Raw genomic sequence first — 23,568 nt, 5'->3', positions numbered from 1 at the left:
AAATCCTTTCAAAATGAGAGCATCTGAAAAAATAGAATCAGATGTTAATTTCCTACGCCTATTCAGCCCAGAAGTATTAAATGTACTTATTGAGCAGCAAAAGGAACAGAATCTATGGGGAAACGTACTATTTATAAGAAGTTCAGCAGGTGCTGGGAAAACATCATTGTTGAGAATATTTGAGCCTGGTTTATTGTCTCTAGTTCATAATCACAAGGGCAATTCAGATTACAAAGAAACGCATTCTAAATTGAAAATGCTTGGAGTAATTGATAACAAAAAGGTTTTAGCCCTCGGTATATTGATTAAATGCACAAGAAATTATGAATTGCTAGAAGAGATTGATATCAACCCACATCACAAGAAAAGATTGTTCTATGCACTTTTGAATTCAAGATTAATTTTGGCTACCCTAAAAAGAGTAACCGAACTAAAAAATCTAAATTTTCCTGACGATTTGGACCAAATTACTTTTGATTATAAGGACAACCATAATTACTTTAAAAAAATTAATCTGCCCTGCACAGGGAAGGATCTTTTTAATTGGGCATCAAATCTTGAGGTTGAAATATATGAGGTCTTAGATAGCTTTTTGACAGTTGATTATGATTCCATAGAGGGTCACGATGAGTTATTTTCAATCTATTCCTTGAATCCGGAACACATCAAGTTCAATGGAGAGCAAGTTGCGGAGAAGGTAATTTTTATGATTGACGATGCGCACAAATTATCTAAAAATCAGCGAAAATCTCTTTTCGAATATATAACAGAACAGCGGCAGTATTGTAGCGTATGGATTTCCGAAAGATTAGTAAAAATTGAAGATTTCAGTTCCTTTTTAAACAGGGATTATAATGAAATTAACCTTGAGAGTTTTTGGAGCAGCAATACAGCCAAATTTAACAAAGCGCTTTTACAGATATCCCTTGGTAGGGCAAGTTATTCTACAGAAGGTATAACGTCATTTAGAGAATATTTGAGTGATTTTATAGAGACGAGTACTTACCAAAGCAAATTAAGTACAGCGATTAATAAATCGATTGCAGAACTCTCTAAGGTTTCGTCTTTCAATTCAAAATTTAGTGAATGGGTAGACTACCTCGTTAATGAAATTGGTGAAGAAATTACACCAGAAAGAGCATACCTAATCAGAAAGGCCATATTATTGATCCATAGAGACGAAAACAAGAATCAACTTGATTTTAACTTTTCACTCTCTAAAGAACAACTTTTGGAAGGCAACAATGAATTGATTAGTGCAGGTAAATTGTTTTTAAACAGGTATGATAAGATACCTTACTATTACGGTTTTTCGAATCTTTCGAAAATTTCAAGTAATAACATTGAACAATTTTTATCATTTGCGTCTGAAATATTCGAGGGGATTTTATCCAATTCAATAGCTGGAAAAAACCCGTCCTTAACAGCTGAGCGTCAAGAAAAAATCATCAAAAAGGTTATAGCTCAAAAATGGGATGAATTGGATATACTTTTACCTAACTCGCTAGAGGTAAAAAGATTTATAAATAATTTAGGTACGTTTCTACAGTCAAAAACCTTTTCTGATACCGCATCGTATGCCCCAGGCATAACAGGATTTGCTATTCATCAAAAGTCGACCCTTCAACTCATAAAAGATGAAGATTGGGAAGATAGTGAATTCTATGACCCTTTGAGAGAAGTTATGAAAACTTGCTTGGCATATAATCTTTTTGAAGTTCAAAATGTTATACAGGGAAAAAAGGGCCAGCAATGGGATGTTTATTATCTAAATAGATGGCTTTGTGTTATGTACAATTTACCTCTTCAGCTCGGAGGTTGGAATAAAATAAAACCCAATGAATTATTAAGATGGATAAAAAAGTAGTAGAATCTTCAAACCTTCGTTGGGATCCTTATATCTTCTTCAAAAACGATCAGTGTAATACTTTTTTTAAGAAGCATTTTTTAGAAAATGGAAACAATAGAAAGATACTATTTATTTTAGGATTAGGTTTTGATCCCAGAATGAATTTCGGTATTAAGGAGTTAAATAACGAAGTAAACCCTCTAGAAATCGAAGTGATTCTTTTAAAATTTAGACAAGAAAAAAATAAGCATTCCAAGAAGTATAAAGCATTAACAGATTCAAATTTAGCAGAGATCAAATCACTAAAAAATGTAAACATAACCGAAATTCAGCTAAAGGATATAGGTAAAAAAAGGGAAATAGAGGCTGCTAAGTTTTTTACAAAACAACTAATATCTGGTTACACAGATATTTTTCTAGATATAAGTTCCCTGCCCAGGAGCATATATTTTTCAACTACTGGTAAAATTTTAAGTTTAATAGATAATATAAAAGGTGGTAGTAATATAAATTTTTTCATTGCCACTACTGAAAATGCCGAAATTGATTCGATGATAACAGAGGTAGGAATAAATAATGATTTAGAGTACCAACACGGATTTGGCGGCCAAATAGAAGTTGTTTCAAAAAGCATCCCTAAAATTTGGTTTCCTCTTACGGGAGAGGGAAAAACAAACCAGTTTAGAAGTGCCAATCAGTTCATTGAGCCAGCAGAAATATGCCCTTTGTTGCCATTCCCATCCAAAGACTTAAGACGGTCTGATAATATTTATATTGAGAATCATGATTTATTCTTTAATGAGTTACAAATCGAGTCTCAAAATATTATGTACGTACCGGAACAAAATCCTTTTGAGGCTTACAAGAAAATAATTAAAGCGGCTGATAATTACAACAAGACATTGAGTGAGCTAGGTGGTTGCAAGGCTATTATATCGAGTTTTTCCAGCAAACTTTTATCTATAGGAGCAATTTTAGCAGCTTACGAATACAAGAATAAAAAGAAGAAGCTGAGCATTGGTATCCTAAATGTAAATTCTATGGATTACAAAATTGAATACGAAAATGAATTAAATAATACAGTAAAAAAAAGTGAACTTTTCGTAAATTGGCTAACGGGAATTCCATACCAAAATTAAATTTTTAGATGAATAACAATGTATGTGTTGGCACTGGTTTAGTGGCACTTGATATAATTTTAAATGATAATAAAAAGACAGAACCTCTTATTACAGCTGGGGGTTCCTGCGGAAATGTGCTGACTATCTTATCCTTTTTAGGCTGGAATAGTTATCCAATAGCAAGATTGGACGGAAGTGAGGCAACTCAGCTTATTTTGGAGGATCTCGCCAAAAATAATGTAAACACTTCATTAATATCCAAAAAAGAGGATGGAAGTGCGCCAATTATTATTCATAGGATCCTAACGGATAGAAATGGAAATCCTAAGCATCGATTTGAATTCAGAAGCCCAAAGACAGGAAAATGGTTTCCCAATTTTAAACCAGTGCTAAATAAGAGCGTAAGTGATTTAGAACCGAGATTACCATTAGCAGATTTTTATTATTTCGATAGACTTAATCGATCATCTATTGAGTTAGCCAAAATCAATAAAAAGAATGGTGCTACTATTTTCTTTGAACCATCTTCAATCGGTAATGAAAAAATGTTTGCAGAAGCATTAGCTATATCTGATATTATCAAAGTTTCAAATGAAAGAATTTCGGATTATAAAGTTAAATTTCAAAAAGCCAATGTTACTTTAGAAATAATAACTCTTGGCGAAGAGGGACTAGATTACAGATTTAAAAACGGTAAATGGATTCATTCTGAACCAATCAATATAGATGGATTGATAGACTCAGCTGGTGCAGGAGATTGGTGTTCTGCAGGAATCATTAAAAAATTATCGGAAATTGAAAAGTCTATTGATAAATTCAATCACGATGAAATATCTAGTTGCCTGAATTATGGACAAAAGTTAGGTGCGATTAATTGTCTCTACGTCGGAGCTAGAGGATTAATGGGTTATATAGATGAGAAAGAATTAGATAAGTTGACGAATATACTAGGTAAAGAATCTGAATTGTTCCTTGACTATACGAAGAGCGGGATTGCTAAAGAAAAATCAAATACCAATCAAGAATTTTTAAAAGAACTTGTTTAGATATTTTTACTACCTCTTATCCCCAGCCCGCGTATCAAAAGCAATCAAATTAAACAATTCCCTCATCCGGCTACGTACCCGGTTGCCGTAGCGGTCTTCCAGTTCTTCGGCGTTAAGATTGGTAGTGGCGTGGGTTTTTAGGTTGGTCTCAAGAAAAAGGTCATAACGTGAGAGCAGGATTTCCCCGATTACATTACAATCCTTTCCGTAGTGGCGTCCTATGGGTTCTACCCCCATATCATCAAAACAGAAAAAACTACTTTCTCCATAGTCTTCTATGGTTTTGTAACCCAGATGATTAAAAGCAAAAACTATATTACGGCAGGGCATGACTACATATTTTCGCTGGTGAGGCACTAAGAAATGTAAGAGTTTCATAAGGCTCGTTTTGCCACATCCCACGGGTCCGGAAAGCAAGATTCCTTTATTTACATCAATACCAAATTTTCTGCAATTCTCTTTGTCCTTAATAAAGTAGGAGCAAAGCTTTAGTAAAATTTCTTTATCCTTTTTGTAGATTTTAAATTTTTCTCCAAAGAGGAGTTTTCCTTTGGCATTTAGATACACCAGGATTTTAGGAAAATCATATTGCACAGATTTTCCATCAAATTTCCCTAAAGAATATTCCATGCCTCCTTCGGCAATTTTAGAGGGGTTGTCCATAATCTTTGAGTTTAGTGGTTCGCAGGTTGTCCCGAATATGGGACGCTTTCTTTTTGGTTTCCTTTTGTTTCTCGTTGAATAATTCGGTTTTTTCCATCCAGTGGATTGCTAAGGCCCGCCAGTCCCGTACCTGGTTTCCGTCACTTGTTTTCCAGTCATTAGCCTGGTAATGTTCGAAGAATTTTTTTCCTTCATCAGCAGGAAAACCTTTAACTTCAAAAAAAATTAAAACGGCCTGCCTGCCCTTTGGCTTTTTATTAATGTTTATTTGTTTAGTATTGTTTATATAAGGTACCAATGCTTGTCCACTGACGGGACGCTGCGGGTCTACAACCTGTCCATTCATAGGATGGTGCTGGTACATCACTGGTTCCCGTATGGGATAGTACTGTTCCGCAACCTGTTCCAATATGGGATCGTAGTCTCCCGCAACCGGTTCATCAGTTGTCCCGAAAATGGACATCTTAATTTCACTTCCTTTATAAGGATTATTGGAAGGAAAATAAGAGAGATAATCCCATGAATCCAGATCGGTGATACAGCGATGATAGGTAGATTTTGAGCCTATCTTGGCCACACGCATTAGTTCTCTGCGGTTTACAAAAAATCTATCGGCAAAACGGCTGCTGTTCCATTCCTGGAATAAAGCCATATATAGGCTGATATGTGTCGGGTTCAGGCGGTCATCAAAAAAGAATGTTGAAAAAGCCGCGTTAAGTAGCTTTATATAATTCATCTTTTATAAATCAAAATTGGTTCGTACCCTATTTTCATCCATCACCCGGTGGATCTCCTGGATATCATAGTAAATAATCCCGCCTACCTTGGTATAAGGCAGCGTACCATTAATCCGAAAATTTTGCAAAGTGCCAGGACTAATTTTTAATAGATCCATAACTTCGGAAGATTTTAAATAGCGTTTAAGTGTCCCGGAAGATTGTTTGGAAAGAATACTTCTTAGTTCTTCGAGCAATTCCATTTTGAATTCCCGAAGGTCGTCTGTGGTAATAATACTTGTTGGCATAATAGAACATTTTTTAATAGAAAGGGACTATCAAATGGTTAAAGCTTTTAAATTGATAGCCCCTATCTGGGTTTGACTTTCGTTCTACTAAATTGGTACTGTTTGATGGTTATTTTTCCCTATATGTTTCGTAGTTACGAGAAAATTTAACGTTTAATAATAATTAATGGAATTTGGAGGGTTATAGTGGTGAAAAGGAATTCAACAGGTGTTTCGATGTCAGAAAAAATGGAATGGAAAGTGGGAGTGCTGCTTTTCGTAGTTACGAGTGACTACGAAAAGTTCAGTTTTCATCATCCTGGTTCATCTTAGCTTCCAGGCGAATGATAAGATTTTGCAAATATTTTGCCCTAGGACCTTTTCGGGACTTGATTTCAGAGTAGGTTTTATAAATATTTTCCAGCTTGATATTAAAGAAGTCTTCAAAGGAAGAAGTAACTGTACTAATATCTACTGCTCCGTGATTAAGATCCCCATTTGCATAGACGGCATAGATAAGTTCCACTAGAGCTGTTTTCGAGCCAGACCACAACATAATTTTATGCTTCTTGTCAAGGGAAGCATCTTGTTTTCCAGGTTTGATAGATTCCATGGCTTCGCGGACATAATGAATGAGCCGGTACATCGCCTGTATTTTTGCCCATAACATATCGTGTGAACTGGAGAACTCGGGATACTGATAATAATTGATCATGGGAGTGAACGGAAAGTTCTTCCGGTGGTGTCTAGTAAAGAGCTGATGATCCAGGTACTCATGCCCCTGTTCCATATACTGTACAAAATCATTGTTCTTGTAGAAAAATTTGTTGATTTTCTGCAGCTCTTTTTCAAAGAAGGTATACTGGAAATTTTTCCCTGCTTTTGGTTTACGTACCTCACATGACCTAACCTCCGAAAAGTAGATCAGGTAACTCATCGGGCAGGGTTTTATTTTTTTAAAAAATGTTATTTCATCAGGGGTACTTTCAAAATCTTCTTTTTCTACTATTTCCTTTAATTTAGATAAGGTCCCGTTAGCTATATCAATTCCTTTATCCGCTTTTTTAAGGGGAATTGGTATAGGAACAACGGTAGCGTTAAGTTCGTTGTGAAATTCATGTATTACATCGTCAAACATCTTATTCTTACCTTGAATTATTAAAAAATAGTGTGGTAACGGGATCTTCAAATTGCTTGGTTTTTTACAAAGACTAAGTAGGGGGGCAATTATTATATCACTTATGAAAATTCATTTCTCATCATATCCAATTGTTCCAACTGAAAATTATCTGAAGCCTGAATAAAAGCTTGTTTTTCAATTATTTTTGCTCCGAATTTTCGTTTTTCAAAGGAAGCGCTAAATCCTAGATCTATTTTTTGATAGTTTAAGTTCTTAGCCCTTTTAATGGTCTGGTATAACAACTGGCGATAGACCTGAAATTCCCTGGAATAGTCATAATCCATCCCGATTAAAATGGGAATATAAATCCCATGCGGATTTTTATAACAAAACATAACCCCTACAATTTGGTTTTCCGGCTTAAGCTTTAATTCGATAAACTCCCAGGCCGGATGGGATGCCATATTCTGAAATACTTTCTTTGGATAAGTAAAGGTATTTAACCCAAAATTCTTTGCTTTCACATTTTTATAGAGTTCATGATACTTCTCAATCCTTTCTGAAGTAGGAAAGTCTATAATTGCAATCTTGAATTTTTCTTCAAATGGCTGAACCTCTTTTCTAAAATGTTTTCGGGACCTGGAACTTAAGGTTTCGATAAATTCTTCTTCGCTGTTCCAATTCAAATCCTTAATCACGCAGGAGTCAGGCATAGCGATGGGAATATAACCCTCCTTTTGAAACAGTTCAGCCAATGGAGTTGACTTTTTAAAATCGCGCAGTACAGACATTCCGACACCTAGTTTTTCTCCCAGCTCTTCGATTCTATATAACAGTTCTTTTAGAGCTTCGTCAGATTTTGAATGCTTACGGTCTACATACAAATGAGTTCCTTCAGTGAAGAGACATCCCATGGAAAGAACCTTGGTGGTCATCGCATAAGGATCTGCTTGCCTGTCTTTCTCAATGGCTTTAGACACCGAATCAGGTGCAAGCATATCATTCTTCCATAAACCACTGGTTAAAAATGTGGCTAAAATTGGATACCCCTTGTGATCTGAAATTATAAAATAGTGGAACGTCCAGTTATGCTCTTTCCGGTCATTATTTGAAAAGCATTTTTCCAAAAATTGCAGGCCTTCCACATTGAGCATATTGTGATTTCCGAGTAATTTATTCCATAATTCTGGATCGATGTCTTCAATACTATCTGCACAAATCACTGATAAATCGAAATCTAATTCTCTTTTAGTAATCTTTTGATTGACAGGAATATTAAAAGCTTTTCCAACCCTCTCCAGAGTATTATTTGTGGCCTTTAGTGCTTTTTCATAATGATACTCCAAGGCATCCACAAGAGCTTTAATATCTTCTAATTCATTGTGACAGGAAATGGTAATTCTTACCCCTGTATTTTTCACCGGAACCGCTGGGAATAATCCCAGGTTTACAAAAAATCCTTCATCCAGCATTCGCTTGACAAAATTATATCCGGTGGCGGGTAAGCCGGTACCTATATAAAAAACCGGGGAGTCGTTTTTGGATATTAAAGGCAGGTTGGTTTGTGCAAGCAGTTCATTAAAATAATTAATTCGTAGTTGCAATGCATTTTGTAATGTATAAATCTCGGTGGAAAGGTGGATATCGGCTGAAGCGTTTGCAGCAGCAACTGCACTGGGTTCTAATTGAGCAGAGAAGGTGAGGGGACCCCCGAAGTTTTTGATTTTTCGAAATAGGGTTTTATCGGGGCAAACTAAAACGGCACCAGAGGCTCCAAAGGTTTTGCTCAAGGTTCCAAATAACAGGATGTTTTCAGGTAATTCTTTCAGGACTTCCATTATATAACCACTACCGTTATGTCCTTTCCAGCTCATTCCGTGCACATCGTCAAAATATAAATGCAGTTGAGGATATTTATGACTAAGTGCTATAAGATCTTCTACGGGAGCATAGTCTCCATACATGGAATACACCCCATCAGCCATATACCATATTTTTTTAACCTTTCCGGATATTTTCTTGATACGATCTTCCAGCATATCCAGCGAATTATGGCGAATCAAGCTTACAGGGATGCCTCTTATTTTAAGCAATTGAGCGGCATTTTGAACGCTCCAGTGTACCTGGTGGTCTAAGATTACCGCATCATCGTCCCTTACCGCAGTTGGTATAACGGCTATATGACCTAGTGTACTGTTTTTAGTTATAAGGATCGGGTTGTTGTAGATAGATTCTATTTTTTGCTCTAATTTCGCATATAAGGGATGCGAGATATAAGTCTTGGAAAGAGGAAACTGGGTGCCGTATTTTTGTATAGCCTCTATGGCGGCGTTCTTAAGCCGCTGATCTTGTTCGAGACCAAGATAACCAGTGGTTCCAAAATGGAAGGATTCTATTCCATTAACTGTTATCTTACGTCCATTTAATCCTGATCCCTCCGCATGTAAGTGTAGGACTCCAGCTTTAGTTGCATTGGTGATTACTTCATCTACGGTATCCAGAAAATTGTTGTGCTTGATCTTTGCCATGATTTTTTATTATAAAAATTATATTTCAAGCTATGACAAATATTATTTATAAATCTAACCGTTATTACTAAAAGTCTTTTCAGAACAGTTATACGTCTTTTCATTCAAATGCTGGTAAATGCTATGGAAATAACTTTGACAAATAGCATATAAACCCATTTAAGGTGTTCTGATATGCTTTTAAATTATATTATTGTATATATTAGTGATATCCAAAACTTTAGCGGAATGGTGGTGGATGGTAGTTATGCAAAAATGTGGATTAGTGAAGGAATCCTGTTCTTTGTCTATAAAGAGATTTATGAGATCAATAGGAGTATGGCCAAACAGATCGTAAGCCAACGCTTACAGTTACAGAATGAAAATTCGTATCCCATTTTTTGTGATCTAAGAGCCGTTACTAATGCTCATAAAGAGGCGAGGGATTATCTTGCGATTGAAGGGTCCTATATGACTACGGCACTTGCATTACTGGTAGAAGACGAGCATGCCATGGCCATCACTCAACTTTATATAAAAACAAGCAATCCTGATTATCCTACCCGGGTATTTACAGATAAGCAGAAGGCACTGTCGTTCCTGCAGGAATATAAATAGTAAAGTTTATACTGAGTTATGAAAAAACCAATTAACAATGATGAGAAAATGAGGTTCAATGCCTTGTACCAGCAAATAATTGAAATTGCCTGCGGGAATTTCATGTTTCGTCAGGAACCATCAGGGCGTAGAGATCCAATTGATACAGTTACTGTTTTATTGAATATGATGTCGGAGGAGATATATAATTTTTGTTTCGTAGCACAAAAACAAGAAGAGCAACCGGAAATACATTTTTCGATATTCCTAGATAAAAAATTTCATATAACAGCCTATTCTTCCAATACTCCTGACATTTTGAAATGGAATCAGGATATGTACGACAGGCCGGTTTCTGAAATTCTTTCAAAAAACTCGAAAAAAGCGTTGATAGATGAACTTGATTTAGGCACTGATAGAGCTTATCAGCGATTGATTCCTGTTGACTTTCTGTCTGAAAATAGAAGCCTGTATAGATCTCCCTGTATTATTCAGGGGATGGTGGGTGAATCCATCTGCGCTACTGTGATCACAGCTTTTCGTTTTTCAAATGGAAATGAATCGGCGAAGAATGCAACAAATACCAATGAATCATCAAAACCAGAAAAAAAGGAAACTGCCGCCACAAAAATGCTTATGAAAAAAGTACGTCTTTACGTGCTCAGAAATTTGCATACAGATCTGCCTTCCCTTAAAGAATTAGGACTTATTCATCGTACCAATAAAACTAAGCTTAAAGAAGGATTTAAGAAAATGTATGGTACTACCATCCATCGTTTCCATATGGAGAAAAGGCTCGAAAAAGGAGCACTTTTAATTCGGAATACGGAATTGCCTATCTCTATGATTACCCAGAAGTGCGGTTTTAAAGATCACTCCCATTTTTCAAAAAATTTTAAAATCCAGTTTGGACAGACACCTTCGGAGTATAGAATAAAAAATATAAGCTCAATTTCATAAGAGAATAGTTTTACGGCTTTTACGACCATTTTATTTGAAGGTATTTAGTGAAATTTACTATTGTAAAATCTTTCTGCGCACAAAGTAGGAGAAACCGAAAATCCTTCAAAGAGTAGGTATATTTTAAATCTTTATATTATGAAAAAGTTATTTTTAATTCCGATAATGGCACTTCTCGTTGTATTTGGGATGTCCTTTACTAACGAAGGAAGTGAAATTGAAGAGCAGCCTGAAGTTGTTGCCAGTGACTATATACGTGTAAATGGAAACTGGCAATCTATATCTGAACAGGATTGTAATACTGGTTCCTATGACTGTAAGGTTAAATTTACAGAGAATGGCCAGGAATTCAGAGTATATGATGAAATGGACTTAAGTTCGTTGAAAATCAGTCCGACTCCAGATGCCAAATTAATTACTCCATAACTAGGATAATTAATCTTAGTTAATAGCGCCTTGAAAAATTCAAGGCGCTATTCTTTTCCAATTGAATTAAAACTCAATTTCTGGTAAAATGATAAGTTGCTGGCTGGTTTCTACAGACAGATATTTCATGGCAGCCTTATTCATTTCCTCAAGATTTATAAAATGAGATATTACCGATTCGTATTTTAAGACTTTCTCTTCTGGGTCTTCATTATGTTGTAGCGATTTTTTTAGATATTCAGGCCAGAAATTAAGCATCCAGAATGTTTCCAGATTTTGTCCATATTTATTTCGTTCCTGATCTATAGCCGTGTTAAGCCACTCTATAGTAACCCCATTTTCTTTAAGAGAATGAAACTCTTCTAAGGCAAATTGAATCATTCTCTGTTCATTACCGACCTCACTGTCAAAACTAATTTTGAATGCATATATACCGTTTTTATAATCCATCCATTTTCCAGATGCTCTCGGAGTATAACAATCAATGCGTAGTCTGTCAAATATCATTTGATTTAATTTCTTGACCAGCAAATCCAGTTGTACCTGGGTTTTAATATCTTTAGCAACCCTTACTGGAAATGATAATTCGACAACGGCCTGTTTAAGGTTTTTGAAGTGAACTGTTTCTTCGAACGGTTTGTAATTATATTGATAATTTTCTACTGTCTTAGAATATTGATTTGTCAATGTTGGAAACTCAGAAAGATAGTGAGTTATTTGAGGGAGCAACTTATCGGTATCAAAGTCTCCTGTGATTATAAAAGTATAACCACTTAGATTTCCAAAACCTTTCTTATATGCTCTCAAATATGTTGAATAATCAATTTCCCGAAGCTCATCTTTAGAGAGTTTGGGCAAATTTGAATATTGAAGTTCATTAGAGATATCTTTTAATAATACATCATTTAAACCATATTTATAGCCACTCATCAACTCCTGCTTATCGGATTTCCAGGATTGGAAAGCTTTAGAATTTTCATTTGGATCTGTAATATATAGATATAATAGATTAAAGAAATTTTTGACATCCTCTGCCCTAAATTCCCCTTCAATATTAAATTCATTTTCGGTGGTTTGAGATCGTAGACGAATTTGCTTATTAATCATAAAATCCTGTAACTGAAATTTCGAATAACCCCCTGCCTCACCTGATATGATCATATCTGGAGACGCGGTTGTAGCAATATAATTTTTGACATCTGAAGTCGCTACCGAAATTTTTTTATATCCCAGAATAGAAACTACATCGTCATAGCGGGGAGATGCCGGTGCACTAGGTTTAAACACCAAATTAATTCCGTTATTCAATTTTACCTTGGTCAATCCTATTATATTCTCCTTATAATTTTCTTTATAAATTTTATTTTGACTAATCGAAGAAAATTGATTCGGTAGCGAATCAATAGGTATAAAATTAAAAACGGGCTGTGAAGAGGAATCTCTAGAATTTTTCAACCATTTCATTATTTGTCCATGATCAGGTATTTGTTCATCATCCACATTAAAAAATATAAAATCAGTATCTATATTAAGATTCCATTGATCAGCTATATAATCTGAAATTTCCGATACACCTATATCCTTCAATATATCTTTCTTTTCATCTAATGGCCAGGTCTTATTGTTATAAATAAAATGATCCTGAAATTTCAAAGCTATATCTTGTGAGTTATTAGCCTTTATAATTAGTTCATTCAGAAGTTCGGATTTTTCCTTATTTAACAGCGAGGTATTGATTTGTTCCTTTATAATTCGATCGGCTTTAAAAAAGTTAAATATTTTCTCCTCAATATTTTCATCCTTTCGTACTGGAATTTCCCATAAGCTTACCTGAAGTTGTCGGTTTGCCAAGCCGTTAGCTCCAAACTTGTTAGTATACCTTATAAAAGGCGGTTCATATTGCTTCATAAGTGGGCTATGCAATTTTGTTAATATATTCATACTAAGCCGTTGCAAAATCATATTTTTCAAATCTTCTTTTGACCGGAGAATATCATCATCATGATTGATTTTCTTCTTCAATATTATGATTCTTCTTTTTTTATTAATTGAATCACGAATACTAACATATTGATTTTTACCGGGTAGCTGTAAATCAAATTTCTTATTGATTATTTCGGGATCTTTGGGATTATTCGCCACTTTTAGATCGGTAAATTTTTTTCGTATTATAGTTTCCAGACTATCTACATTCACATCTCCAACAATTATTGCTGCTTGCAAATCAGGACGATACCAGTCTTTATAGAATTTACTAATCTCATTTAAGTCGACATGCTTCATGCTTTCAACTTTTTTCGGATACTTAATTAAATGAAAATTAGTATTAGAGAGTGTCGTATTGCTTAAAGTATCAAGTAGCCAGTGATTATAAAAATCCTTAGGTCTTCCTTCCGCTATAACAGCACCACTTTGAAGAGCTAAATCTTCAGGCTTAAATAACATATTAGTTGACCATTCGTGAAGAATTTGCATGGCGGCATTCAATCTAACCTGATTTCCCGCCGCAAAGCTTAATGTATAATGTGTCTTTTCGTAGTCAGTCCTGGCATGATTATATATTCCTATAGAATCTGTAAAGTTTGTCAGATTTGGAAATTTACCAGTATAAAAAGATCCCATATGCTCTATTAGATGAGCGTATTCTATTTGATTTTGAGATTCTTGAAAATATCCAGCTTTTACCGATAATATCATCTCAATTCTTCCTGGCGGATTTTCATTATGTTTTAGGTAATAAGTAAATCCATTATCTAACTTTCCGTACCTTACGGTAGAGTCTAGAATTTTTAAATTTTCTTGATTTTCCTTAATGGCTTTTTGCGAGAATGCCGTAGAACCACCGAATAAAATAAATAATATGATTAACGTATGTTGTATCATTTTAATAACCTTCATTTTGAGTTAGATTTGGGTTTTTTATTCGTTCGGTCTCAGGAATTGGATATAATAAATCAGTATCTTCCCATAATGAGTTTTCATCGTCAAGCACTTCTGATGAACGACCGCTACGTTTTAGATCTAACCAGCGGTGTCCCCATTCTGCAAATAGCTCTTTTCTGCGCTGAAGGTATATTTCGTCAAGTAACTCAGTCTGTTCGATAGTAGGATTTAAATCAGCCAATAAATCCAAGCCGGCTCTTTGCCTAATGATATCTAAATCTGAGATAGCCCCGGTAAGATTATTTTGCATAGCTCTCGCCTCGGCACGAATTAAATACTGCTCAGCTAGTCTCAAAACCATGGAGTACTCCTTTATTGGATATTCGGTGCTATTCCAGATTTTATATTTAAAAATAAAATGAGCATCCTTTGATTCATTGTAACCTATCCAGTTGAGTAACCGTCGATCTTCGGTGTCAAATTGCTCTACAAAATCTTCCTCCAGGCGTATTGCTGCAAAGAATGAAAATATTGGATCTATAATGAAAAAGTTTCCTTCATTGGTCTGTGTCGAGATACCATTTCCTCCAATTGGTGAAATCTGCCAAATCGCCTCCTTGCTATTCGCTAAAAAAACTTCGTTTAGATCATTCAGCAATTCGTAGGTTCCATTTTCGGCAATCAACTGGCCGCTCAATTCTTCGGCCTTAGCCCAGTTTTCAGTATATAAGTAGAACCGTGCCATCAGAGCCCTTATGGTATTTTTATTAACCCTTGTTCGTTCTCCATTTTCGTAGTCTAAAGCCAATTCTTCTTCCGCTTGTTCCAAGTCTGAAAGAATCTGGTCGTAGATTTCCGCTTTAGGGGTTCTGAATGCCAACTGGTTTTCGCGATAATCGGTACTTAGAATAAGTGGAACATCTCCATATAAGTTAACCAGATAGAAGTATGTAAAGGCCCTTACAAATCTGGCTTGTCCATCCATTTGCTTTTTGAAATCCTGATCAAGCTCTTGTGAATTATTTATTCCTTCCAGAAATGAATTGGTAATATAGATCATATTATAAGCACTGGACCAGATATTTAAGTTGTCAGGATTATCAGGGCTTATCTCATTTTGTTCAAACTCCATCCGGGAAAGATTAGTGGTACTTATATTGCTGATATTATCAGCAGACAGTCCGGCAAGAGTTGTAATACTGCTCCTGTACCCATTAGAAAAATCCAGCTGGAATAACTCATTGTAAATTCCGGTCATGGCGCTTTTTACTGTTGCTTCATTATTAAACACTTCTTCGCGGATTAATTGGTTTGAAGGGGGATCCAGTTCCACCATATCTTCGCATGAAAGCGTAAAAATGCTTAAAAGAATAATTAGTAATTGTTTTGTATAATTTAATAGTCTCATATTATCTGAATTAAAGATTAAGCTGTAAGCCAGCTGTAATAGATCTTAAGTTCCCCAATAACAAATCTGAAGTTGCGGATTCCGGATCGAGGCCGGTGTAGGGGGTAATTGTCCATAAATTTTGTCCATGTAGAAATAGTTGGGCTTTTTTGAGATTGACACGATCCAGTATCTTAGAGGATAAATCATAACTTAGTGACAGCGTTTTCAATCTCAAAAATGACGCGTCTTCGTATGGAAAGGAACTTTCCAGAACATTGCGATAAGACTTTCCTCCCAGAAAGGAGGCAGAATATCTTTGATAACGGTCGTTATCCAAAACAGAGCTTAAAACATTTTTATTAATACCCGCCTGAAAGTTGGTCTGGATTCCTTCCTGCTTTATAAATTGAAATAAGAACTGTAGGTTGAAATTTCTATAACTCAGATGATTACTAATGCCACCAAAGAATTGTCTGTTTAGATCCTTGATGATCACTCGATCTTTAAAATCAAGCTTGTCATCATTATTAATATCCTTTACAGTGTATAAAGCAGTTTCGGGGTCAAGACCGTTATAATCATATAATAAAGCAATATTTAAAGGATATCCTTCTCGATACGTGTTGGAATAAGAAGATTGTTCCAGTTCTGGATAGTCGATTAATTTATTTTTTGGAACAGTAACATTTAAATTTGACCTCCAGCTAAAATTATTTTTATCTAAATTGAGGGTTGTCAATTCGATCTCCAGTCCCTTATTTTCAACGGTTGCAGGTAGGTTGGCCTGAACTGAAGTAAAGCCAGTGATATACGGCAGAGAATATCCCACTAATTGGTTAGAAGACCTATTACGATACCAGCTTAATCCAAGATTAACACGGTCATTAAAAAACCCCAGTTGTAGTGCTGCCTCAAGTTTACGATTTACTTCCCACGAATAATCAGGATTCGCTAATGAAGTAGGGTATAGACCATTAATACCTCTGGTAGCCTGATATGAATCAAGATAACCATAATCCCCAATTTGGTCATTCCCTGTACTTCCGTAGCTTCCGCGAAGCTTTGCAAAGGAGAGAATAGAGAGATTATTTTTAATAAACTCTTCTTCACTAATTATCCAGGCTGCCCCAATCGCGCCAAAATTGGCAAATCGATTATTAGGTCCAAAGCGGGAAGAACCATCTCTACGAGCAGTAAAATTCAGGAAATATTTCTTATCCCAGTTTAGTCCAATACGGGAAAAGATCGCTGCGTATTTATATTCCGTTTCGCTGCTTTTGGCATTGAGGATACTTTCAGCAGAACTTAAATTACCTATGAGCGCTTCAGATGCATATGCGCTTCCCTGAAAACTGCTAAGGGTTGAATTATTTGTTTGGAAAGTTCCTCCTAATAAAAATTCGGTATGGAATTTTTCAAACTTTTTATCATAGGTTAGCTGTGGTTCTATGATCCAGGATCTTCGACCTGTACTAAGATGAAAAGAATTATTTTCCGGGTTGCTTGAAGGGTTGTAAGATCGTGCGGGCAACTTCCATAATTCGTTACTTTGATAATCAGCATACCCAAGGCTGGATTTTAGTTTAAACCCATTAAAAATCTCATATGAAAGTAGCACGTTTGAAGTTAAGTTCTTTGTGTGTGTACTTGTAGTATTAAAGAAGCCTTCAAAGGGGTTGGTGAGTCCTGCGGCTCCCCATTCTTCCCAGTTAAGGGTAGTGTCTTCATTGAAAATTGCAGGCGCATTCGGAGGCAATAGAATAATCGATGGATCCAGATTGCCATTGCCAACCAGGTTATTTCGATCTGTTCCATAATTTATCTTTAGATTTAATCGAAATTTATTATTTTTTGATAAATGGTTTAATGCGATATCACCAGTCCATTTTCTGTAATCGTAATCTCCGGGGTAAACGGTACCCTGTGTAAAATAGGATCCTCCTAGTCTAAAAGAAGTATTTTCATCTCCACCGGTAAATGACAAATTAGCATTAGTGACTTCGGATTTTCCACCTAACAAATACTCCTGCCAGTCGGTATAGCGATCCTGATTCCATAATACGAGATCATAAGCATTGTTCACATCCGGTTCAACTCCATCATTTTGAAATGCTTCTCGTCTTACCTGTAAATACTCTTCGGTATTTAATAAATCCATTCTTCCCGGTACTGTAGAAACACCGGTATATATCCTTGCCTCAAGTCCTGTTCCATACTTATAGCCGGATTTCGTAGTAATTAAAACGACTCCATTGGAGCCCCGGGAGCCATAAATTGCAGTAGCATCAGCATCTTTAAGCACCTCAATACTTTCGATGTTAGCCGGGTTCAGATTATTTAAAGGATCAATTCCTGATGTACTTAATAGAGAGTTGCTTTCTACCGGAACCGAACTAATTGGAACACCGTCTATAATATAAAGCGGGTAATTCCCATCTTGGCGTAAACTGTTGGTGCCCCTTATTTTTATGGTAGAGGCCATACCGGGATTAGCCCCTCCGGAAACAATTTCTACCCCGGCCATTCTTCCCTGTAAAGCCTGTATAGGACTAACCACAGGCTGATTTTCTATTTCCTCCGCTTTAACTCGGGAAATGTTCCCTGTACGCTCCCGCTGGGTGGTAGTGTAGTAACCTGCATTGATCTCTACTTCTTTAAGTGAAGAGATATCTTCTTCCAGGACTATATTAATAGTAGATCGACCATTAATCATTATTTCCACGTCTTTAAACCCTATAGATGTAACAACCAGGGTATCCTGTGCATTGGCATTTATACTATAATTTCCTAACAGGTCTGTGTTTGTACCATACTGCTTATTTTTTACCAGAAGTGTAACTCCAGGTAAATACTTTCCATTAATATCCGTAACTGTACCAGTAATTGGTTGCTGATAAAATAGGGAAGGAGTAGAGAGGCTGGCGGCTTTAGCCTGACCCATCGCCAACATGACTAATAAAGCCATGGCTAGAAGGAACATGATAATAAGCATGCCCCTCTTGTAAAAATTTTTCATAATTTTACATTAGTTAAATGAAACATTTGTTTTATTAAAGCTTAGGCCTTCCCCCGCCAGACGCCAATCTTAAGGGAAGGCTTTCTTGCTTTTACCCGTAAAAACGAGTGTTCACTTTTTTCTTTTTAAATGCCCAGTGGGGGCTTTCATTCGCATTTTTTTTTGTGGCTAAACAAACTATTAAAATGGAGCAAAAAAAAATTACCTTACCCTAGCCACCTCTATATGAGAACTGGCTATTGCCCACCCAACTGCTATTACTTTTACAAATAATAGCAACCCACGGGATTATTAGCGGAATTATCTCGTTCCCGTAAACAAGCTTAATAAAAACACTCCGCAAGGAATGCCGGCCGCTTTGACCTTTTTTAAAATGTAGGGTTAATTGTTAGCGACGTCTTTTTAGTGAAGAAACAAATGCTTTAAATATAGTAGAGCAGGTTTAGCCTAAATACAAAAAAGGCGTGAGAGCTCATCTTATTGCATCAGAGGTACTGGTATACCTTAAAACCACAATAAGCAGCAAACTCACGCCCGGGTCGTGAGCATCCTTACTTATCCTCTCGTGGTTTATTTGAAAATTACCAGTTTTCTGACGCGAGATTCAAAGCGAATGCTTCTAATATTTTACTTTAAGAAGTTTCGCAAATATATTATAATGAATCAAATATAATAAAAAAATCTTTATTCGGATTATAATCCGAGATATTTCTTCACTCTTCCTTTTTATTTGTAAAAATGGCGGATAGAAATAAAAAAATAGTAGAATTTTTGTATCATAAATGGATCAGTAAAATCACAAATAATAGTGATTTTGCTAAAAACCATAATATTGACGAGAAAACAGTTCGATTAATTAAAGAAAGGAAAGATTATAGAACCAGTCTTGAAACAATAGAAAATATATGTGAGGCTGAAAATTTAAATCTATCCCAGTTTTTTCGAGAGGTTGAAGAAATGTTTCCAGAAGTTAAATTCAGGAAATAAATCTAAAATTCCGTAACCACGAATTTATTTTTTCCTAATTGATTATCCCACCCTCTTTCTTTCACAAACGTTGACTATCTAACGAAAGCACTATTATAAAAAAGATTTTTGTAGAAATAGAGCGGGGAGAGGCTAATCCAAGCTTTGAAAAATTGATTACTCTGGCAATAGTTTTAGAGGTTTCTTTTAAAGAATTATTCAACTACGATTAATGGTTAAAACTTCTTAACCCTGAAACATCCTTCGATAAATATTTATATTTGGTATGATAAAACTAGGTTGTCGAAAGCCTTAAAAAAAATTACTACAAACAATTTATGGCAAAGAAAAAATACTACGTCGTTTGGGAAGGTAGAAAAACAGGAATACTAGATAGTTGGGATGAATGCACAAAAAGTACTCAGGGATACAAAGGAGCTAAATTTAAATCCTTTAAAAGTTTGGAATTAGCCAAAAAAGCATATTCAGAAGAATATGAAGATTATAAAGGAAAAACATTTACTGGATCAGAATTATCCAAAGAAGAAATTGACTTAATTGGAAAACCAAATTTAAATTCCGTTTCTGTAGATGCAGCATGTAGTGTGAATCCAGGAAAAATGGAATTTAAAGGTGTTGATACAAATACTAGAGAAATTATTTTTCAACGAGGTCCATTCAGAGGTGGTACTAATAATATTGGTGAATTTCTTGCCATCGTATTAGCAAGCGCTATATTGAAAAAGAATAATGATTTAAGACCTATTTATACGGATAGCAAAGTTGCTATGGGATGGGTGAAATATAAAAATTGTGGGAGTTACCTAGAACAGAATGAAAACAATAAAGAAATTTTTGAACTAATAAAAAATGCGGAAAAGTGGTTGGAAAATAATCAAATTGAAAATCAAATTTTAAAATGGGAAACTAAAGCTTGGGGAGATATCCCAGCTGATTATAGCCGAAAATAAAAATTAAAAATGAGCCCAAAAAGAACGAGTCATCGTTCATTCTCAGCATCGTTAGTAGAAATCCAATTAAGCGTAACTAACGATTAATAAGCCCAGAAGTTCAGTTCCCTTATACATTATGGCGATAACAGAGACTGGCAACAATGAGTTTAAAATTGATTCCGAATGAAATACATTTATATCATTATAAATCCAAGATTCAGAAAATATTCACTTATAAATAGTACGAACAAATCCTTAGAAAAAATAACTTCTGAATTAAATGAAAAGTATGCAAATCCAGAGATTGCTAATGATTTTTATAAAATTGTTTATTCAAAAGAAATCAATGGAGATATTTCTGATACTTTAAAACGATTAAAAGAATATAAATTACCAGGAAGTGAATTTTATAATATCAAAGGTAATTTGGCCATAGAAATTTTGGAAAATGAGTTATCAAAAAATGTAATTGCAGAGGGAGAACTATTTGATTGGTGGAATTGTTTAAATGTGAGTTGGAAATACACTTTTGAGAAGAAAATATATACTCAAACAAGGCAAGGTGAAGAGGGTCCCAATTTTGATAAAATAACTATCAAAGACCTTAGAGAACTTTTACTTATTGAAAATCTTACTGTATGGAGAAAGGGAATCAAATCACTAGAGCCACTTAAATTATTTAAAAAATTAAAGAAACTTAACTGCGGTGACACGGATAGTTTTTCTGACTTAGAACCAATATCGGAACTTTACAAATTAGAAGAATTAAATATCGTAAATACTAAAATTAAATCATTAAAACCTTTATCTAAGCTCTTGAATTTAAGAAGACTCTACTGTTTTAAAACTCGAGTTAACTCAATTAGCGCAATTTTACATTTAACGAATTTAGAGATCCTCAAAACTAATTATGATATCCCTAGTAATGAATTGAGCGTATTAAGAAAAAATAATCCCAATTGTAAGATAAACTAAAGCCTATACTAAAATATTATATCGCCAATAGCTGGCACCGTTAGAAAGAAAATAATTAACTTGACCAACGAACCAATACTAAGCCGACAAAACCGCATCCTTATTCCGCCAACTGACGATAACCGTTGTAAGCAAGCCAGAAAGAAAGAATTTATGAGAAAAATTTATATTCCTATAAAAGTAACTTCAAGTGCTAAAGGATATGAACTCTTAATAAGATTATATGATGATTTAAAAGATCTACAAGATGAAATAATTCATCTAAGTTTATATAACGTTCAATGGTTTGAGGCAAATTTAGCCGCAGTATTAGGCGCAATAATTGAAAATTTGGAGAATAAGAACAACAAAGTGTATTTGGTAGATGTTGAAGAATTTCGCCAAAAAACAGATATTTTATATAGAAATGGTTTTCTTCCATACTATGGTATAGAGGGAGAAAATTTAATGAATAGTAGTACTCAAATTCCCTATAAGAAATTCAGAGAATCAGACCACAAAATTTATAATCAATACATTCAAGTTGAGTTATTGGATAATCCAGATTTTCCAAAACACAGTAGAAAATTAGGAATTGAAATTAAAAGAAATATTTACGAGTTATTTGAAAATGCAAGAACTCATGGTAGATGTAAAAATATCCATACTTGCGGTCAATTTTATCCTGGCAAAAAACGATTACATATTACCATAGTTGATACGGGAAAAACAATAATCAATAATGTCTTAAGTTTTTTAAAAAAAGAACTGTCTTCTTCAGAATGTATTGAATGGGCCATGGAAACAGGCAATACAACAAAAATTGGAAACACACCTGGAGGATTGGGATTGGGTTTAATTATGGAGTTTATTAATCTAAATAAAGGAAAAATTCAAATTGTATCTTCTAATGGATTTTGGGAATTAAGGGAGAGTAAAATGGAAAAATATGATTTAAATTTTAGTTTCCCGGGCACCATTGCCAATTTAGAATTTAATTTACAAGAAGACAAAATTTATAGTTTTGCAAATGAGACTCCAGATATGGATAATATTTTTTAATTTTGTATACTAATTGGTGGAATATGTCAGTAGAAGTTTTAATAAAGGATTTAATCAAAACTAATTTCGCCGTCTCCACGGATGATGGTAATCAAGTTTTTGATATTGTTAATAAAAATCTATCCAAAAAAGAATCTATCATATTAGATTTTAAGGGTATAAGTTTGATGACCACTGCTTTCTTAAATGCTGCAATCGGTCAATTGTATAGTAACAAGGATTTTTCTAGTGAATTCTTAAATTCAAACTTAAAATTACAAAACGTTCCTGAACAGGATAAAGCTTTATTTGGTATGGTGGTAAAGCGTGCGAAAGAATATTTTGCCAATAAAGAAAGTTTTGAAAGAAACACCAACGATTCCATGTATGGCCATAATTAAAATCCAAAACTATAGGGCAAAATTTGGAGATCAATTTTTTTTTGACACTAATATTTGGCTTTTGATTTATGGTCCAGTTGCCAATTATCAAAAAAAAGATCAAAAGGAATACTCAAAATTTTTAGCAGAGATAATTACTCGAAATTATCCCATCTATATAACTTCAATGGTAATCTCTGAATTTGGTAACGTAATTTTAAGAAGAGATTTCAGACAATGGGCAGACAATCAAGTTAATAATCCAAGCCCAGATTTTAAAAAAGATTTTATTGGCACTCAAGATTATATAGGATCGGTCCAAGATATAAAACAACTAATACAAGATATTCTTGCTTTGCCGATTGTAACTAAAATTCCAGATGACTTTAATAATCTGGATATTAATTCAATACTAAATCATTTTGATTTAGTTGATTTTAATGATTCTTACATCTCTATTCTGGCTGAGAAGAAAAAATACAAAATTGTAACAAACGATAAAGACTTTCAAAAATTAAAAGATTCAGTAGAAATTATTACTACACAGGTATAGCAAACCTGGCCAGCTTACAACAACGGTTCCTATGAAAAGCAATAAGCGGCAGCGTTAGAAAGAAAATAAATAACTTGATCAACAAATCAATACTAAGCCGACAAATCCGCGTCCTCTTCTCCGCCAACTGGCGATAGCCG

The 23,568-nt window shown here is 34.7% G+C and carries 21 protein-coding genes; 13 read left to right on the top strand and 8 right to left on the bottom strand.

Going from position 1 to position 23,568, the window contains the following annotated elements:
- Positions 1–13: 13 nt before the first annotated feature.
- From MKO06_RS11690 to MKO06_RS11680, 3 genes are read left to right on the top strand one after another with little or no spacing between them, the layout of a single operon-like run.
- On the top strand, positions 14–1,867 hold the full coding sequence (locus tag MKO06_RS11690) for an ORC-CDC6 family AAA ATPase (protein ID WP_241551332.1): 1,854 nt from the start codon (positions 14–16) through the stop codon (positions 1,865–1,867).
- The gene (locus tag MKO06_RS11685; protein ID WP_241551331.1) at positions 1,852–2,988 is read left to right on the top strand and encodes a hypothetical protein; all 1,137 of its coding nucleotides are present in this window, start codon (positions 1,852–1,854) and stop codon (positions 2,986–2,988) included. Before MKO06_RS11690 ends, MKO06_RS11685 begins: the two co-directional genes overlap by 16 nt.
- A gap of 8 nt (positions 2,989–2,996) precedes the next feature.
- Positions 2,997–4,016, top strand: a complete 1,020-nt coding sequence (locus MKO06_RS11680; protein ID WP_241551330.1) for a PfkB family carbohydrate kinase — start codon at positions 2,997–2,999, stop codon at positions 4,014–4,016.
- A 9-nt stretch (positions 4,017–4,025) separates the two neighbouring features.
- On the opposite strand, the gene MKO06_RS11675 is transcribed toward MKO06_RS11680, so the two are convergent.
- The 5 genes from MKO06_RS11675 to MKO06_RS11655 all read right to left on the bottom strand — a co-directional run bounded on the left by MKO06_RS11675 (position 4,026) and on the right by MKO06_RS11655 (position 9,330).
- Entirely contained in the window at positions 4,026–4,679 is a 654-nt protein-coding gene (locus MKO06_RS11675; RefSeq protein ID WP_241551329.1) for a P-loop NTPase family protein, read from the bottom strand.
- On the bottom strand, positions 4,663–5,415 hold the full coding sequence (locus MKO06_RS11670; protein WP_241551328.1) for a hypothetical protein: 753 nt from the start codon (positions 5,413–5,415) through the stop codon (positions 4,663–4,665). The genes MKO06_RS11675 and MKO06_RS11670 overlap by 17 nt, the downstream gene beginning before the upstream one ends.
- A gap of 3 nt (positions 5,416–5,418) precedes the next feature.
- The gene (locus tag MKO06_RS11665; protein ID WP_241551327.1) at positions 5,419–5,703 is read right to left on the bottom strand and encodes a helix-turn-helix domain-containing protein; all 285 of its coding nucleotides are present in this window, start codon (positions 5,701–5,703) and stop codon (positions 5,419–5,421) included.
- Between the two features lie 283 nt (positions 5,704–5,986).
- On the bottom strand, positions 5,987–6,820 hold the full coding sequence (locus MKO06_RS11660) for an RteC domain-containing protein (protein WP_241551326.1): 834 nt from the start codon (positions 6,818–6,820) through the stop codon (positions 5,987–5,989).
- 101 nt (positions 6,821–6,921) lie between these two features.
- Positions 6,922–9,330 carry a bifunctional aminotransferase class I/II-fold pyridoxal phosphate-dependent enzyme/GNAT family N-acetyltransferase gene (locus MKO06_RS11655; RefSeq protein WP_241551325.1) on the bottom strand — a complete coding sequence of 803 codons (2,409 nt, stop codon included), beginning with the start codon at positions 9,328–9,330 and terminating at the stop codon, positions 6,922–6,924.
- 174 nt (positions 9,331–9,504) lie between these two features.
- Between MKO06_RS11655 and MKO06_RS11650 the strand changes: the two genes are divergently transcribed.
- The 3 genes from MKO06_RS11650 to MKO06_RS11640 all read left to right on the top strand — a co-directional run bounded on the left by MKO06_RS11650 (position 9,505) and on the right by MKO06_RS11640 (position 11,292).
- Positions 9,505–9,927: a DUF7793 family protein gene (locus MKO06_RS11650; RefSeq protein WP_241551324.1), complete on the top strand. Its 423-nt coding sequence runs from the start codon at positions 9,505–9,507 to the stop codon at positions 9,925–9,927.
- 18 nt (positions 9,928–9,945) lie between these two features.
- Positions 9,946–10,866 carry a helix-turn-helix domain-containing protein gene (locus MKO06_RS11645; RefSeq protein WP_241551323.1) on the top strand — a complete coding sequence of 307 codons (921 nt, stop codon included), beginning with the start codon at positions 9,946–9,948 and terminating at the stop codon, positions 10,864–10,866.
- A gap of 138 nt (positions 10,867–11,004) precedes the next feature.
- Positions 11,005–11,292, top strand: a complete 288-nt coding sequence (locus MKO06_RS11640; protein WP_241551322.1) for a DUF6520 family protein — start codon at positions 11,005–11,007, stop codon at positions 11,290–11,292.
- A gap of 66 nt (positions 11,293–11,358) precedes the next feature.
- On the opposite strand, the gene MKO06_RS11635 is transcribed toward MKO06_RS11640, so the two are convergent.
- From MKO06_RS11635 to MKO06_RS11625, 3 genes are read right to left on the bottom strand one after another with little or no spacing between them, the layout of a single operon-like run.
- Positions 11,359–14,190, bottom strand: coding sequence for a M16 family metallopeptidase (locus MKO06_RS11635; protein WP_241551321.1), 2,832 nt, complete (start codon positions 14,188–14,190; stop codon positions 11,359–11,361).
- Positions 14,177–15,583: a RagB/SusD family nutrient uptake outer membrane protein gene (locus tag MKO06_RS11630; protein ID WP_256946181.1), complete on the bottom strand. Its 1,407-nt coding sequence runs from the start codon at positions 15,581–15,583 to the stop codon at positions 14,177–14,179. The genes MKO06_RS11635 and MKO06_RS11630 overlap by 14 nt, the downstream gene beginning before the upstream one ends.
- A gap of 10 nt (positions 15,584–15,593) precedes the next feature.
- Positions 15,594–18,581 carry a SusC/RagA family TonB-linked outer membrane protein gene (locus MKO06_RS11625; RefSeq protein ID WP_241551319.1) on the bottom strand — a complete coding sequence of 996 codons (2,988 nt, stop codon included), beginning with the start codon at positions 18,579–18,581 and terminating at the stop codon, positions 15,594–15,596.
- A gap of 738 nt (positions 18,582–19,319) precedes the next feature.
- On the opposite strand from MKO06_RS11625, the gene MKO06_RS11620 reads away from it, so the two are divergent.
- The 7 genes from MKO06_RS11620 to MKO06_RS11595 all read left to right on the top strand — a co-directional run bounded on the left by MKO06_RS11620 (position 19,320) and on the right by MKO06_RS11595 (position 23,428).
- A complete protein-coding gene (locus tag MKO06_RS11620) occupies positions 19,320–19,568 on the top strand; it encodes a transcriptional regulator (RefSeq protein ID WP_241551318.1) in 249 nt (82 codons plus the stop codon).
- Positions 19,569–19,660: 92 nt separating this feature from the next.
- A complete protein-coding gene (locus tag MKO06_RS17175; RefSeq protein ID WP_425248413.1) occupies positions 19,661–19,780 on the top strand; it encodes a helix-turn-helix domain-containing protein in 120 nt (39 codons plus the stop codon).
- 105 nt (positions 19,781–19,885) lie between these two features.
- Positions 19,886–20,518 (top strand): ribonuclease H1 domain-containing protein, encoded by a 633-nt coding sequence (locus MKO06_RS11615; protein ID WP_241551317.1) that lies wholly within the window; start codon positions 19,886–19,888, stop codon positions 20,516–20,518.
- Positions 20,519–20,683: 165 nt separating this feature from the next.
- On the top strand, positions 20,684–21,475 hold the full coding sequence (locus tag MKO06_RS11610) for a hypothetical protein (protein ID WP_241551316.1): 792 nt from the start codon (positions 20,684–20,686) through the stop codon (positions 21,473–21,475).
- A 60-nt stretch (positions 21,476–21,535) separates the two neighbouring features.
- Positions 21,536–22,516 carry a hypothetical protein gene (locus tag MKO06_RS11605; RefSeq protein WP_241551315.1) on the top strand — a complete coding sequence of 327 codons (981 nt, stop codon included), beginning with the start codon at positions 21,536–21,538 and terminating at the stop codon, positions 22,514–22,516.
- Between the two features lie 23 nt (positions 22,517–22,539).
- Complete coding sequence (locus tag MKO06_RS11600) at positions 22,540–22,896, top strand: STAS-like domain-containing protein (RefSeq protein WP_241551314.1); 357 nt, start codon at positions 22,540–22,542, stop codon at positions 22,894–22,896.
- Complete coding sequence (locus tag MKO06_RS11595; RefSeq protein ID WP_241551313.1) at positions 22,856–23,428, top strand: PIN domain-containing protein; 573 nt, start codon at positions 22,856–22,858, stop codon at positions 23,426–23,428. The genes MKO06_RS11600 and MKO06_RS11595 overlap by 41 nt, the downstream gene beginning before the upstream one ends.
- The last annotated feature ends 140 nt before the right edge of the window (positions 23,429–23,568 follow it).

Origin of the sequence: Christiangramia oceanisediminis, from assembly GCF_022570735.2 — a bacterium.
Taxonomy (GTDB): domain Bacteria; phylum Bacteroidota; class Bacteroidia; order Flavobacteriales; family Flavobacteriaceae; genus Christiangramia; species Christiangramia oceanisediminis.
Note: the sequence above shows the minus strand (reverse complement) of the source record. Positions and strands in the feature narration are given on the sequence as shown.

What these genes read in the sequence shown, in the direction of transcription:
- MKO06_RS11690 (WP_241551332.1), top strand. Translation starts at nt 14, where the DNA reads ATGAGAGCATCTGAAAAAATAGAATCAGATGTTAATTTCCTACGCCTA.
- MKO06_RS11685 (WP_241551331.1), top strand. Translation starts at nt 1,852, where the DNA reads ATGGATAAAAAAGTAGTAGAATCTTCAAACCTTCGTTGGGATCCTTAT.
- MKO06_RS11620 (WP_241551318.1), top strand. Translation starts at nt 19,320, where the DNA reads ATGGCGGATAGAAATAAAAAAATAGTAGAATTTTTGTATCATAAATGG.
- MKO06_RS11665 (WP_241551327.1), bottom strand. Translation starts at nt 5,703, where the DNA reads ATGCCAACAAGTATTATTACCACAGACGACCTTCGGGAATTCAAAATG.
- MKO06_RS11615 (WP_241551317.1), top strand. Translation starts at nt 19,886, where the DNA reads ATGGCAAAGAAAAAATACTACGTCGTTTGGGAAGGTAGAAAAACAGGA.
- MKO06_RS11630 (WP_256946181.1), bottom strand. Translation starts at nt 15,583, where the DNA reads ATGAGACTATTAAATTATACAAAACAATTACTAATTATTCTTTTAAGC.
- MKO06_RS11655 (WP_241551325.1), bottom strand. Translation starts at nt 9,330, where the DNA reads ATGGCAAAGATCAAGCACAACAATTTTCTGGATACCGTAGATGAAGTA.
- MKO06_RS11645 (WP_241551323.1), top strand. Translation starts at nt 9,946, where the DNA reads ATGAAAAAACCAATTAACAATGATGAGAAAATGAGGTTCAATGCCTTG.
- MKO06_RS11600 (WP_241551314.1), top strand. Translation starts at nt 22,540, where the DNA reads ATGTCAGTAGAAGTTTTAATAAAGGATTTAATCAAAACTAATTTCGCC.
- MKO06_RS11640 (WP_241551322.1), top strand. Translation starts at nt 11,005, where the DNA reads ATGAAAAAGTTATTTTTAATTCCGATAATGGCACTTCTCGTTGTATTT.
- MKO06_RS11625 (WP_241551319.1), bottom strand. Translation starts at nt 18,581, where the DNA reads ATGAAAAATTTTTACAAGAGGGGCATGCTTATTATCATGTTCCTTCTA.
- MKO06_RS11660 (WP_241551326.1), bottom strand. Translation starts at nt 6,820, where the DNA reads ATGTTTGACGATGTAATACATGAATTTCACAACGAACTTAACGCTACC.
- MKO06_RS11675 (WP_241551329.1), bottom strand. Translation starts at nt 4,679, where the DNA reads ATGGACAACCCCTCTAAAATTGCCGAAGGAGGCATGGAATATTCTTTA.
- MKO06_RS11680 (WP_241551330.1), top strand. Translation starts at nt 2,997, where the DNA reads ATGAATAACAATGTATGTGTTGGCACTGGTTTAGTGGCACTTGATATA.
- MKO06_RS11610 (WP_241551316.1), top strand. Translation starts at nt 20,684, where the DNA reads ATGAAATACATTTATATCATTATAAATCCAAGATTCAGAAAATATTCA.
- MKO06_RS11635 (WP_241551321.1), bottom strand. Translation starts at nt 14,190, where the DNA reads ATGAAGGTTATTAAAATGATACAACATACGTTAATCATATTATTTATT.
- MKO06_RS11650 (WP_241551324.1), top strand. Translation starts at nt 9,505, where the DNA reads ATGCTTTTAAATTATATTATTGTATATATTAGTGATATCCAAAACTTT.
- MKO06_RS11670 (WP_241551328.1), bottom strand. Translation starts at nt 5,415, where the DNA reads ATGAATTATATAAAGCTACTTAACGCGGCTTTTTCAACATTCTTTTTT.